This window comes from Deinococcus cellulosilyticus NBRC 106333 = KACC 11606, assembly GCF_007990775.1.
Classification (GTDB): domain Bacteria; phylum Deinococcota; class Deinococci; order Deinococcales; family Deinococcaceae; genus Deinococcus_C; species Deinococcus_C cellulosilyticus.
This window is the reverse complement of the sequence record NZ_BJXB01000001.1, coordinates 294,154-308,098: the sequence shown is the minus strand read 5'-3', so window position 1 is coordinate 308,098 and position 13,945 is coordinate 294,154. Positions and strand designations below refer to the sequence as shown.

Annotated in this window: 10 protein-coding genes; 6 read left to right on the top strand and 4 right to left on the bottom strand. The window is 56.3% G+C overall.

Annotated features, from left to right (window positions below; translation table 11 throughout):
* Positions 1–145 precede the first annotated feature (145 nt).
* Positions 146–1,174: a helix-turn-helix transcriptional regulator gene (locus DC3_RS01315; RefSeq protein ID WP_146881777.1), complete on the top strand. Its 1,029-nt coding sequence runs from the start codon at positions 146–148 to the stop codon at positions 1,172–1,174.
* Between the two features lie 216 nt (positions 1,175–1,390).
* Complete coding sequence (locus DC3_RS01310; protein ID WP_146881776.1) at positions 1,391–1,744, top strand: hypothetical protein; 354 nt, start codon at positions 1,391–1,393, stop codon at positions 1,742–1,744.
* Positions 1,745–1,756: 12 nt separating this feature from the next.
* Here the strand turns inward: DC3_RS01310 and DC3_RS01305 are convergent, their stop codons facing one another.
* Positions 1,757–2,827, bottom strand: coding sequence for a GGDEF domain-containing protein (locus tag DC3_RS01305; protein WP_146881775.1), 1,071 nt, complete (start codon positions 2,825–2,827; stop codon positions 1,757–1,759).
* A gap of 360 nt (positions 2,828–3,187) precedes the next feature.
* Here DC3_RS01305 and DC3_RS01300 point away from each other — a divergent pair, with 360 nt between their 5' ends.
* On the top strand, positions 3,188–3,397 hold the full coding sequence (locus DC3_RS01300; RefSeq protein WP_146881774.1) for a helix-hairpin-helix domain-containing protein: 210 nt from the start codon (positions 3,188–3,190) through the stop codon (positions 3,395–3,397).
* A 275-nt stretch (positions 3,398–3,672) separates the two neighbouring features.
* Positions 3,673–6,711 (top strand): starch-binding protein, encoded by a 3,039-nt coding sequence (locus DC3_RS01295; RefSeq protein WP_146881773.1) that lies wholly within the window; start codon positions 3,673–3,675, stop codon positions 6,709–6,711.
* Positions 6,712–6,757: 46 nt separating this feature from the next.
* Here the strand turns inward: DC3_RS01295 and DC3_RS01290 are convergent, their stop codons facing one another.
* Entirely contained in the window at positions 6,758–7,747 is a 990-nt protein-coding gene (locus DC3_RS01290; protein WP_222594669.1) for an SDR family oxidoreductase, read from the bottom strand.
* A gap of 202 nt (positions 7,748–7,949) precedes the next feature.
* Between DC3_RS01290 and DC3_RS01285 the strand changes: the two genes are divergently transcribed.
* Positions 7,950–10,340 (top strand): transglycosylase domain-containing protein, encoded by a 2,391-nt coding sequence (locus DC3_RS01285; protein ID WP_146881772.1) that lies wholly within the window; start codon positions 7,950–7,952, stop codon positions 10,338–10,340.
* Positions 10,341–10,412: 72 nt separating this feature from the next.
* Positions 10,413–11,645: an aminopeptidase gene (locus tag DC3_RS01280; RefSeq protein ID WP_146881771.1), complete on the top strand. Its 1,233-nt coding sequence runs from the start codon at positions 10,413–10,415 to the stop codon at positions 11,643–11,645.
* 59 nt (positions 11,646–11,704) lie between these two features.
* Here the strand turns inward: DC3_RS01280 and DC3_RS01275 are convergent, their stop codons facing one another.
* Positions 11,705–12,838, bottom strand: a complete 1,134-nt coding sequence (locus DC3_RS01275) for a Gfo/Idh/MocA family protein (RefSeq protein WP_222594668.1) — start codon at positions 12,836–12,838, stop codon at positions 11,705–11,707.
* Between the two features lie 5 nt (positions 12,839–12,843).
* On the bottom strand, positions 12,844–13,845 hold the full coding sequence (locus tag DC3_RS01270) for a sugar phosphate isomerase/epimerase family protein (RefSeq protein ID WP_146881770.1): 1,002 nt from the start codon (positions 13,843–13,845) through the stop codon (positions 12,844–12,846).
* Positions 13,846–13,945 lie beyond the last annotated feature (100 nt).

Here is a 13,945-nt window from a genome sequence, read left to right as displayed (position 1 = left end):
TTTTCCATGTAGGCTGCTTGCAGATCACAGCAAGCACACTCTTGAGTGGTCTGAACTCAAGTTAATTGAGTTCAATGGACACTTCATCAAATTATCGACCAAGTGGTGACGCCTCCTGCCTACCCTGTCTGCAGGAGGCTCACTCATGTTCGACAGTGACAACGCACACCACAAAAAGGCCCGCAAACTCTACGAAATCATCGAGATGCTCAGAGATCGGCCCTGCACTTCAAAGGAACTGTCCCAGCGTCTCAACATCTCCCAGAGAAGCGTGCAGCGTTGTCTGCGTGACCTTCAGGACCTGCAGATCGGACTCAGGCAGGGCAAGAACATTTCCGGAATCTACACCTACTCCCTGCCCAGCAACGCTGAACAACTCAATGAGGTGGAGGCACTCATCACCCACAATGCCGTGCGGATGCTTTACCATCACGCCACCTCGCCCAACCACCACTACCTGCGGGTGCTGGAGAAACTGGCCTCCAAACTCAGTGAGCCTGTCAGAAGCACCCTGTACCGCAGCACACTTAACCTCAAACAGCGCACCAGCCCAGTCCCTGATGAAGGGCGCACCCTGGAAACCATCGCCAGAGCCTGGTTCCATGGCCGGGTGGTGCAGTTTGATTATCACAGCCCTTCAGGGCCTGGACGTCAGAAATACGAACTTGAAGTGTATTTTGTGGAGGTCAGCCGTTCCAACCTCGCCACCTACGTGATTGGTTACGAACGCAAATACCACCAGAAGGTCCGCACGTTCAAGCTTTCCAGGATGCAGAATGCCACGGTGCAGCCCACCACCTACACCATCCCGGACTCTTTTGACCCGCGCGAATACCTCTCTGGTGCCTGGGGGGTCATTGGAGCACACAGCGGAACCCCCGTCCAGGTCAAATTGCGATTTGACGCGGAAGCGACCAGACGCCTGCAGGAAGGAGGGCATCCCAACCTGACCCTCACCCATGAGTTTGCAGATGGGTCCAGCATCGCCACCATCCGGGTCGGCACGGACAGCGAGGGTTTTCCCAGAGAAATTCTGCCCTGGGTGCTGTCCTGGGGCTCCAAAGTGCAGGTGCTCGAACCCCTCTCTTTACGGGAACGCTGTTTGCAGGAAGCCCTCTCGATGATTTCCCAGATCGACCCAGGGGGGGCATGTTCTTCGGTTCAACCTTCCTGAGCCTTGTGGACCTCCAGAAAGCCTGCGGGCTTTCTTTTTCATTCTGGGGATGCAGCGGATCATGGAAAACCACAGATGTTTTCAAAATGTAATGCAAATGTTAAATTTTAACCCGGTTTGATTTTTAAGAAATTCGTGAATTTAAACTGAATGTATGCTTAAATAAAAACAACGCCATCATTTCGATTGCCCCTCTCAAAAAGGATGGGCCACACCATGACCACTTCCAGAGAACCCGTGAACAGCACCCAACAACACATCGAGCAGGCCATCCACCGCCTGGAAACTGCCCTGAACGGCCTGCAAAACGGCTGGGACATGAACCACCACCTTAAAGTGCAGGAACAGGTGGCAGCCGCCCACCGGATGCTCAGCCAGATCAGTGGAGACGCTGCCCTGCCCCCACCCTCTCCCCTTCAGGTGAACACCCCTTTTCGTTTTCGCCGGGCCTGCATTCGCAAAATCCGTGAGGTCCTGGACACCCTCAGCATTGAGGAAGTGCGCGGAAATCCCTTTCTGGTGGGCATGTGTGTGGAATCGCTGGCAGAGACCTACCAGCTGATGAATTGACACACCTGTTTCTTAAACCTGCAATCCAGAAACCATCAGCTCTGAGGTCTCGCCGGCCAGTTTCACCTGGTTGCGGCCTCCTCTTTTTGCCTGATACAGGGCCTGATCTGCCCGGTGAATCCAGGCACGCACAGGCTCTGCAGGTTGCGCAGCAGCGACCCCCAGACTGGCAGTGACCTGACGCACCCCTGGAAAGTCATGCCGCTCCAGATCCAGTCTGATCTGCTCTGCAATCCGCAGGCCGTCTGACACCGGGGTCTGGGGCAACAGCACCAGAAACTCCTCTCCGCCCCATCTGGAAACCTGGTGGGGATCTTGTACATGGGCCTGCAACAGCACAGCCATTTCGCGGAGCACATCGTCTCCAGTGTTGTGCCCATGCTGATCGTTGATGCGCTTGAAATGATCAATGTCCAGCAGAACCAGGCAGCTCTCCTCAAACTGTGCGGCCTGCAACTGCTCCAGCATGGCCCGTCGGTTGCGGGCACCCGTCAGGGGGTCAGTGGAGGCCTGCTCCTGCAGCATCAGGCGACGGGCCTCCTCCTGATCAAACTGGGCCTTGAACCATGCCACAGCGGTCTGCAAAACCACACAGGCCAGCACAATGGCCTCCATGCTGAAGATGTAAAGCCACTCCCTGCCGGTCAGCACATTGAAAAAAAGATCTGTCACCCAGGGGGCCAGAATGCCCACCCCAGCCTGCACTGCAATCACCTGCAAAGCACGGTGGTAAGAGAAAGCCACCACCGAAAGCGAAGTCATGGCAAACATCACAAAAAACCCTTCCAGACCCACAGGGTTCAGAAAGGAAGCGGTGTAAATCTGGTACCAGCACAGCAATGTTCCCAGGAGAAGGTTCAGGCGCTCAGCAAGACGGATGTTGGGCTCCTTGCTGAAGGTCAGGTACAGGTTGGAACCCAGAAACAGCACCGCCATCCAGCCATACACCTGCGGATGGGACCTTGAAAAAAAAGCACCCAGCAGGCACACCAGGAACGCAAAAAGCGTCACGGTCTGGTACAGCGGTTTCTTGAAACGCTGCACAAAAACAGAACTGGGAGGGCTGGGCAACACGGGCGGCATTTCACCTGAGTGTATCTGGGAAAGCCTTCTTGAAAACTTACATACTGGTGTGAAGCGCAATTTATGCCAGAAAAAATGGCTTTGGGGCAACAGGTTCAGTGCAAAGTCGCTGATGGGTCGTTGTCCCTGTAGCAAGCCGTCAGCCCTCAGCTCTCAGCAAAAATTCCATGGTGCTTTTGCAGCAGGTCGCCCGGAGGCTTGAGATAGAATGGAGGCAAACCTTCCGTTTTTCTGGCTGAAGTGAAAGCACATCCTTGTTTTGGCACGGGCCCCTGACAGCCGATGGCTGAAGACGTGCTGGAGCAAACCCATGGCCTGAGCCCCTGTCCGCTACACCATGTGCATGCTGAAGGAGAAAAGATGTCTGCTGAACCCACATCCAGTCCCTGGGACCGCATCAAAGGCCTCTCTGCCCCTGCCCGACGCGCCCTGCTTCATACAGGCATCACCGAGCTGGATCACCTGACCCGCTGGAAAGAGAAAGACTTGCTGGCCCTGCATGGCATGGGTCCAAAAGCTGTTCGTGTTCTGAAAGAAGAGCTGCACCAGACAGGTCGGTCCCTGGCCTGACCCGTTGCATCAGGGCTTTCCAGTGGAAAGGTCTTCATGCTTCTACAGAACAAACCGGAACTTTTTGAGTTGAAGCCAAATGCTTTGTGGAAGATGCTTTTTTTTCATTTCTTTCCTTTTGTGCCACCTATAACCTCAAAGACGACTGAAAACAAACAAAAGGAAAATATCTTTCACAATGAAATTCCATCAATTGAGTGAGAAAGATGAGTTGTATGGAATTGCTTCCATGGGGTCCTTGCAGTTTCCTGACCCTCTCCTCACAATGAGGCCACATGAAAATTCAGACCCGGCACACCGTGGCCGCAGCACTGCTCACATGCAGTCTGCTTGCGGGCTGCAACACCCAGACTTCCACACCTGTTTCGACCTCCAACCAGAACCCCATCAGTGACACCGTTTCCAGACAGGCCCTTCCCATGCCCAACTGGAAAGAACAGAGCATCTACTTTGTGCTGACCGACCGCTTCTTCAACGGAAACACCAGCAACGACAATGGCAGCAACAGCAAACCCGGCGATGCAAAAGACCTCTCCAACCCCATGGGCTGGCACGGTGGAGACCTCGCAGGACTGAAACAGAAAATAGAGTCCGGGTTCTTCAACCAGATGGGCTTCACCGCAATCTGGCTCACTCCAGTCTACTTGCAGGTTCCCCCAGTCATGGCAAAAGACGGTCCCAATGCAGGAAAATGGCACGCTGGATACGCTGGATACTGGGCCGAAGACTTCTTCAACGTGGACCCTCACATGGGAAGTTTGCAGGACCTGAAAGATCTGGTGACGGCTGCCCACGCAAAAGGCCTGTACGTGATTCAGGACATGGTGGTCAACCACGCAGGTTACGAAGCCCAGATGAAATTTCAGAAACCCCACTGGTTCCACAGTGGCACGTGCAGCACCTGGAACGACATCACCTGCCCTCTGGCTGGACTGCCTGACTTCAACCAGCAGAACAGCGAAGTGCGCGATTACCTCAACAACTCCACCCGCTTCTGGGTGGACCAGACCGGAATTGATGCCATCCGCATGGACACCATGAAACACGTCTATGACGATTACTGGCCCCAGTACTTTGCCAGTGGGGGTCCCGCAGATGCCAGCAAAGTCTGGACGGTGGGCGAGGTCTTCGATTACAGCCCGGACAACCTTGCAAAATACATGAGGCTGGGAAGCCCCTCGGTGTTCGATTTTGCCCTGCAACAGGCCATGGTGAACTCTCTGGGTAAACGTGGATCGCTGGACAGCGTTTCAGGTGTGCTCGCCCAGGACAGCAAGTACCCCGATGCTGCCCGCCTCACCACCTTCCTGGACAACCACGACAAGCGTCGCTTCATGAGCGAGGGCATTGAAGTGGGTGTTCCAGAAAACGAAATGCGCGAACGTCTGGATGCTGCCACCAGTTTGATGTACATGCTGCGTGGGACACCGAGCATCTACTATGGCACCGAGATTTACATGCAAGGCAAAGGGGACCCCTACAACAACCCAGCGGGCCAGACCAATCGGGAAGACATGAATTTCTCAGCGGTCTCCTCTTCCCCACTCGCTGCCCGCCTGACGGCCCTCAATAAAGCCCGCAAAGATTACAAAGCCCTCACGGGTGGCAACTACAGCGAACTGTGGAAGCCCAACGGCGGCACCAACCTGCTGGCCTTCTCCCGCAACCTGTCTGGGCAACCCTCGGTGGTGGTGCTGGTCAACGGCAGCGATCAGACCATTGACCTCGCAGGTCTGGGAGGAGTGCCTGTTGGAACTGCGCTCACTGCAGGCAGCACCCTCACCGAAATCACTGGAAAGAGCAACAACCTGAGTCTGAACGCCCAGGGCAGACTGATCGGCAGCATTCCCGCTCGCAGCGTGCTGGCGGTGACTTCTGGAGGCTCCAACTGCACAGCTGTGGCCTTCACACCCACCCCAACCAACTTCAAAGGTTCTGCTGCAGACAAGAGCGCACTCCTGAGCTGGGACCAGATCAACGACTGCCACCTGACCGGACTGACCCTGCAATACAAACAGACGTCTGCCACCAGTTTTGGCACACCCATCACCCTGAGCAAAACCAGCAGCAGTTACACCGTGTCCGGCCTCACCAACGGGCTCAATTACACCTTCCGCCTGACGGCCAGGGGCTCAGGGGGAGACAAACCTGTAGACACCACCGTCACCCCTGCCGTTCCCGCAGGCATCAACGTGTACTTCAAGAAGCCTGCTGCATGGAACACCCCCAACGTGCACTTCTGGAACGTGACTGCCTCCCCTGCCATTGCAGACAGCGTGTGGCCCGGCAAACCCATGAACCTGTACTGTGCCAGCTGGTACCAGTACACCTTCACAGCTGCCAGCAATGTGAACCTGCTGTTCGTGAACAGTGCCAACACCACCCAGAAGACCCCCGATCTCATCCGCAACAAATCCGGCTGGTACGACGGCAACACAGGCACCTGGAGTGACACCCAGCCTGCCACTGCAAATCCTGGGTCCTTCACTGCCACTGCAGGCAACGCTCAGGTCACCCTGAATTGGACCGCAAGCCCAGAGTGCGTGACGGGGTACAGAATCTTCAGAAAAACGTCCAGCCAGACCACCTATCCCACCACACCCCTCACCACCCTTGCCAGCACAGTCCTGGGCTTCAATGACACCACAGCAGTCAATGGCACCACCTACGACTACCAGATTGTGGCTGTCAACGGCACCTCCCAGAGCACTGGACTGACCGTGCGGACCACCCCTGGTGTGTCCACAGGCCTCACCGTGCACTTCAAGAAACCTGCAACCTGGGGCAAAGCCAACGTGCACTTCTGGAATGTGGCCGCAAGCCCTGCCATTGCCAACAGCACCTGGCCTGGTGTGAACATGACCCTGGAAACTGGGGACTGGTACAAATACACCTTCACCGGAGGCACCTCTGCAAGCCTGCTCTTTGTGGACGGCAACAACACCACAGTGAAAACCCCCGACCTGACCCGCAACAAAGAAGGCTGGTACGACGGCAACACAGGCACCTGGTCCGACAGCAAACCCAGCGATGACCTGACCGTGCACGTGAAGCCCCCCTCCACCTGGACCAAAGTGAACATCCACTTCTGGAATGTGACCGCCTCCCCTGCCATTGCCAACAGCGTCTGGCCCGGCGTCACCATGACCAGTGAAGGCAACGGGTGGTACAGGTACACCTTCAGCAAAGCCAGTGCCGCCAACCTGCTCTTCGTGAACGGAAACAACACCACCCAGAAAACCGCTGACCTGACCCGCAACAAAGAAGGCTGGTTTGATGTGGCCCAGAACAGGTGGTTTGACGCACAACCCTGAGATTTGAAAGGAAGACATCCCCCCTCTGGATGGTCTGGAGGGGGTTTTACCTCTTCCTCCCCACCACCATCCCCAGCAACACGCCCAGAATCAGGATCATCCCCAGTTTGGCACCAGGCACCAGACGCAGACGGGTGTAATAACTGGTTCGCACGGGGTGTTGTTCTGCTTCCACCACACCCTCGGAGGCTGTTTCAAACAGGTTGCCGGCCCTGGGCTGCCCCGGGTTTCGGCGCAACTCGCTGTAAATGACCCACTTTGCGAACATCCATTCGGTCACTCCGGGGGCCAGCATGCCGAAAGTTGCCAGCGCAGAGGCAGCCATGCCCACATGAATTTCTGCGTGGGGGCGTGTGGCAGTGGTCAAAATGGCATGGGCCACTTCCTTCGGACTGTAATGGGGAGGGGAAGCCCAGGGTTGCAGCCCCGTGTAATACCGGGCTTTCTGAAAGAAGGGACTGGCAATGGCTGAGGGTTTGATCAGGGTCACCGAGACGGGTGCCCGGTCATGCATGAGTTCCATCCTCAGGGAGCGTGTGAAGGCTTTGATGGCATGCTTGCTGGCCCCGTAAAACGCCTGCAGGGGAAAGGCCACATCGGATTCCACACTGCCCAGGTTGATCAGGGCCCCTCCTCTTTCTTTCAGTGTGGGCAGGGCCACCAGAGACCCGTGCACCATGCCCCAGAAATCTGCATCCAGCAGGCGTCTTGCGTCCTCTTCGGGGATGTCCTCGATTTTGCCCCACAGGCCCACGCCTGCATTGTTCACCCAGGTGTCGAACCCACCGTACTGCTCGGTGGCGTGCTGTGCAATCTTTTCAACATCTTCCCGGCGGGAGACATCTGCAACCACGAAAGTGGCCTCTCCACCTGCCTGCTGGATGTCCTGAACGATCTTTTCGAGAACCTGACCATTTCTTGCTGCAAGAACGACCTTTGCACCTGCTTTTGCAGCCTGTTGTGCTGTGGCAAGTCCAATGCCGCTGGATGCTCCGGTGATGACCATGACCTGTTCGTTTAAGGGTTTGCGTTTCACTTTGTCCTCCTGTTGCAGTTCATGGTGGCAAAACAGAACCCGGCAGGCAGGAGGAGATGGTACAGAGTGTGGAAAGTCAGGCAAGGGAGGCTTCACAAGCAGCAGAAGTCTGCCTGTACATGTGTCTTTTCTCAAGAATGTCTCAGGGTTTTTGATGGCTCTTCAGGGGACGCATCTCAAAAAGGCTTTTTAAACTGGCGTTATGCGCGTTTTGGCTTTGATTTTTCGATGGATGCTTTTATTGCTGCTGCTGGGCGCCATTGCCCTGGGAATCTTGCTGTACCGCTGGCAACCAGACCTGAGCAAAGTCCCGTCTTTGCGCAACCTCCAGTACGGGGGAAGGGCCATTCTACTCGATCAGGAGGGGCGTCTTCTGAGGGTGGTTTCGGTGTCGCCTGAAGGACACGTGCAGCCTGCCAGGAAGTTCCTCTCTGCAGGACAGATCAGCCCCTGGCTGCAAAGGGCCGTGGTGGCCAGTGAAGATGAACGCTTTCACCAGCACTCCGGGGTGGATTTCCGGGGCCTCTCCCGTGCGCTGTGGAAAACCGTCTCGGGGGACCTGGAGGGGGGAAGCACCATCACACAACAGGTGGTGAAAAACACCCTGCTGGCAGATTTCCGGGGAGCCCGCACCCCCGAACGCAAAGTGAAAGAGGCGATGCTGGCCCTGGAAGTGGAAAAACAGTTCTCCAAGGAGGAGATTCTCAACCTCTACCTGAACCTGATCTACTGGGGGGTGGGGCGCACAGACCTGATTGGTGCCCAGGATGCTGCGCGGGCCTACTTCAACAAGAATGCAAAAGACCTGAACCTGGCAGAGAGCGTCTATCTGGCCGTGCTGTTGCCCACCCCTGCACGCTACAACGATTACAAAGGGTACCGTCCCCTGATGAAAAACCTTCTGGACCGCATGGTGAAAAATGGAACCATCACCCCCAGTGAGGCAGATCAGGCCTGGAAGTTCCCCCTGAAACCTGCAGGCTGGACCGTTAAATACGACAAAAACGGCAACCTGCTCAGTGCCAGATTGACAGATGCAGAAGCCCGCAAGAAGAACTTCCCACAACCCGAGTACCAGTATGCGGATGCCTTCCTGGATCAGGTGGAACGGGAACTGCTGAAGCACGTCAAAAAAGAGGCTTTCTTCACTTCGGACATCAAGGTGTACACCACCCTCAACCGCAAGGCACAGCTTGCTGCAGAGCAGGCCAGCATCAAAGCAAACGTCCCGAAAGGGGCCACCCTGGGCATTGCCCTGATCGATCCACACTCAGGCGATGTGCAGGCCCTGGTGGGACAGAAACTGAACGATGGCATTGCAGAGCAGTGGAACCATGCTGTGCGGTCCAGAAGGCAGGTGGGAAGTTCGATCAAGCCCCTGCTGTACACCCTGGCCCTCTCGAAAGGCTGGAACCAGACCGACATGGTGATGGACCAGCCCCTGAAAGGCAAATACCAGCCTCAGAATTACAGCGGCAGTTACACCGGAAAGCCCATCATGCTGCGGGCTGCACTGGACCACAGCCTGAACCTGCCCACCGTGAGGCTGCTGCAGAAAGTGGGCGTGACTCCTTTCAAGCAGAAGCTTTCCCTGATGGGTTTGCATCCTGATCCGCAGGCAGGTCTGTCCATCGGCATTGGTGCGCTGGAGGCCACTCCGCTGGAAATGGCTGCTGCCTATGCTCCTTTCGCAAGTGGTGGCATGTACCGGACTCCCCGGTTCATCCAGAAAATCACTGCCAATGGAGAGGTCCTGACCGTGGTGAAGCAAAGCACACCTGTCCGGGTCTGGAGCGAGCCTGTGGCCTACATGGGCCTGGACATGATCCGGGGCGTGGTGAATGACCTGACGCCAGCACAGGGCGGTCTGGGCTGGAACGCCCGCATTCCGGGCTGGCCAGTGGGAGGCAAGACCGGAACCACCAATGACGTGAAGGACCTGTGGTTCGTGGGGGTCACACCGAAACTGGCTGGAGCGGTCTGGGTGGGCAGAAGCAACAACACCGCCATGCCCAGAAACGCTTACAGTGGCACCGTTGCTGCACCCATCTGGCAGAAAGCCCTGGCTCTGGCGCTCAAAGGTGAAAGGGGGGTGGCGTTCAACAAACCCTCCAGCATCCGCACCCGCGAGGTGGCCGGGGTGTACATGGCCTTCCTGAAGCCCCAGCAGGTGCAGCCTGATGCCACCTTGCTGGCGGCTGCAAAAACCAGTCCTGTCAGGCCTGTTCAGAAAGCCGTTCAGAAAACCACTCAGAAAATCCGGGCTTCCAGCACCACCATCAGAACAGTTCAAAACAAAACAGTCTCCCAGAGCACCCTGGCAGCCAGACGCCTTGCTGAAGCACGCAGACAGGCGACTGTCGTACGACAGCAGCAACTGCTCAGGCAGGCCCAGGCCAGGAGACAGGCTGCCCTGAATACCCAGCGTCTGGAGCAAAGACGACGTGCCCTGAGGGCACAACAGATCCGGAAGCAATCTGCTTTCATTGAACGTCAGCAGCAGAAAGCCAGGATTGCCCGCCTCCTGAATGCCAAAACCCGCAAGCATTTTGAAAAGCAGTACAGGAAATACGTTAAACAGAACCACCGCTGATCCCTGCTGGATGCCCTGCAGAAATGTGGGGCATCTGGCGCTGTCGGGGTCCTGACAGAATTACACTGACCTATGTTGACATTTGAACAGAAACTGCGCAATTACGCAGAAATTGCGCTGCACATAGGCCTTGGAATTCAGCCAGGGCAACGCCTGCTGATCACTTGCCCCATAGACGGTGCACAACTGGCCCGCAAAGTCACTGAATTGGCCTATCAGGCCGGAGCCTGCATTGTGGAGGTGCTCTGGGAAGATGATGCGGTCCTGCTCAGCCGTTTTCAGCACTCCAGCATTCAGAATTTTGACGAGGTGTCCTGGTGGCGCGGTCAAATTCATCTGGAATATGCCCAGAGCGGGGACCCCATTCTGTCCATCCGGGCCAGTGATCCCGGGCTGCTGAAAGGACAGGACCCGGAAAAAGTGAACACCCTCCAGATGGCTGTTCAGGCCTCCAGAAAAGAGTATCTGAAACACGTTTATGGCAACACTTTTCCCTGGTCCATCGTCGCTGTGCCCATTCCGGGCTGGTCATCCTCGGTTTTTCCTGATTTGCCTGCAGCAGAACAGCACACCCGAATGTGGGACGCCATTTTTGCTGCAACACGGGCAGACCAGCCAGATGCCCTGGAATTGTGGAGAGAGCACATTGCAGCATTGGGCATGCGTGCCGCTGCGCTGAACGCAAAGCAGTACACTGCTCTGCATTTCAGGAGTGCTGGCACCGACCTGATGGTGGGACTGCCTGAAAACCATTCCTGGGAAAGTGCCCTCCACCACACCACCAGTGGGCTTCCCTTTTTTGCAAACATCCCCTCTGAAGAGGTGTTCACCCTTCCCCACCGTGAAAAAGTCGATGGAGTGGTGCGCAACACCCGTCCCCTCAGCCACATGGGGCAGTTGATTGACGGGTTCGAGCTCACTTTCAAAAACGGTCAGGTCGTGGACTTCAGGGCCAAGCAGGGAGAGGATGCCCTGGGTAAACTGCTGGCCACGGATGAAGGGGCAACCCATCTGGGAGAAGTGGCACTGGTCTCTGCGTCCAGCCCGATCCAGCAGTCCGGAATCCTGTTTTACACCACCCTGTTCGACGAAAACGCAGCTTCGCATCTGGCGTTTGGACAGGCGTATCCCGGCAATTTGCGAGACGGCCAGGACCTGTCTCCAGAGGCTTTCCAGGCCCGTGGCGGCAACAGGAGCCTGATCCACGTGGATTTCATGATGGGCAGTGAAGACATGGATGTGGACGGCATCCTGCTTGACGGCACCCATGAACCGGTGATGCATCACGGTGAATTTGTGTTCTGAATTCCTCAAAAAAGACCCTGCCTTTACAGAGAAGGCAGGGTCTTGAAAACAGGTTCATCTCAGAACTCGGTCCATTTCTGGTCACTCTGGCTGCTTTCCACCACTTTCTCAATGAAACGCACCCCAATGGTGCCATCTTCCACCGTGGGAAACTCGAACTCTGTCAGAGGCTGGCCTGCTTTTCTGGCTTCAATGGCCTCCGCCACTCCCCGGTAAATGTTGGCAAAGGCTTCCAGGAACGCTTCAGGGTGACCAGATGGAATGCGGGTGGCTTTCTTCGCGGCATCACACAGGTAGTCATTCCCGCGTTTCAGGATCTGCATCGGTTCACCCAGCTTATGAAACTCGAGGTAATTTGGATCTTCCTGATGCCACACCAGCGTGCCCTTCTCACCAAACACCCGGATTCTCAGGTCGTTCTCCATCCCGATCTCGATCTGGGAGGCAATCAGGACCCCTTTTCCGCTGTTGTCGAATTTCAGCAGCACATTGCCGTCATCGTCCAGTTGCCTGCCTTCCACAAATGTGGTCAGGTCTGCGCAGATGTGGGAAATGTGCAGTCCGGTGATGGTGCTCATCAGGTTCTCGGCGTGAGAGCCAATGTCTCCCATCGCTCCAGCAATGCCAGAGCGTTTGGGGTCGGTGCGCCAGTCGGCCTGTTTGGCTCCGGTTTCTTCCAGACGGGTGGCAAGCCAGCCCTGGTTGTACTCCACAATCACCTTGCGGATTTTGCCCAGATCTCCCCTGCGCACCATCTCACGGGCCTGACGGACCATGGGGTATCCGGTGTAGTTGTAGGTCACCCCGAACACCACCCCTTTTTCTTTGACAATGCGCACCAGGTCTTCGGCCTGTTCGCTGGTGTGCACCAGGGGTTTGTCGCTGACCACGTTGAAACCCGCTTCAGCGAAAGCTTTCGCAGTGGGGTAGTGCATGTGGTTGGGGGTCACGATCACCACAAAATCAATGCGCTCGTCCTCAGGGAGGGCCAGTTCACCTTCCAGCATGGCTTCCCAGGTCGGGTAATTTCTCTTGACACCCAGTTCTTTGCCAGAAGCCAGTGCTTTCTCAGGGTTGCTGGAAAACGCACCTGCAACCAGTTCTGCGGTGGAATCCAGCGCAATGGCCTTGCGGTGCACCCCTCCGATGAAGGCGTCTTTGCCGCCCCCGATCATGCCGTATTTCAGACCCATGTGTTTTATTTCCTTTCGAAAGCGGCATCAAAAGCCAGTTTGGAGGGGGTAAAATCCAGTTTGCGCACAAAAGCAGCACTCTCAGATGCCCCGTGCACCCGGTCCATGCGGATGTCTTCCCACTCCACACTCAGAGGGCCCGAGTAGTTGATGTCATTCAGCGCAACAATCACGTCTTCAAACTTGATGTCCCCATGTCCGAGGCTGCGGAAGTCCCAGTAACGGCGGTGATCCCCAAAGTTGGTGTGCCCACCAAAAACACCCACAGCACCGTCTCCATGGCCCCACCAGACGTCCTTCATGTGCACGTGGAAGATGCGGTCTGCAAACTGGCGGATGAAGCGGATGTAATCCACATGCTGGTAGCCCAGGTGGGAGGGATCATAGTTGAACCCGAATCTGGGGTGGTTGTTGACGGCTTTGATGGCCCGCTCTGCAGTGGCAATGTCAAAGGCGATTTCGGTGGGGTGCACTTCCAAGGCGAAATTCACGTCACACTGGTCGAACACGTCCAGAATGGCACTCCAGCGCTTGCCGAAGTCCTCGAAGCCCGCTTCCCAGAACTCCTGGGTGGTTGGGGGGAAAGCGTAGATGGAGTGCCAGATGGAGGAACCGGTGAAACCGTTCACAACTTTCACGCCAAGTTTTTCTGCGGCGCGTGCGGTGTCCATGATTTCTTCTGCGGCGCGTCTTCTGACCCCTTCCGGGTCACCATCACCCCAGACGTGCTCGGGGAGGATGGCTTTATGGCGCTCGTCAATCAGGTCACACACAGCCTGTCCAACCAGGTGGTTGCTGATGGCGTAGACTTTCAGGTCGTGCTGGTGCAGGAGCTCGAGTTTCTGCTTGACGTATTCAGGATTGCTGAGGGCTTCTTGCACGTTGAAGTGGTCGCCCCAGCAGGCGAGTTCCAGCCCGTCGTAACCCATGGCCTTGGCGAGAGGAGCGAGTTCAGTGAGGGGCAGATCGGCCCACTGTCCGGTAAAAAGTGTCACAGGTCTTGGCATGGTTCTCCTTGAAAACAGCGCCCATCATGGGCAGGAATGCACTCCCTATCATGACAGGCGCTGCTGAAAATGCTGCTCAGGTGAGTGAAGAGGAAAATAG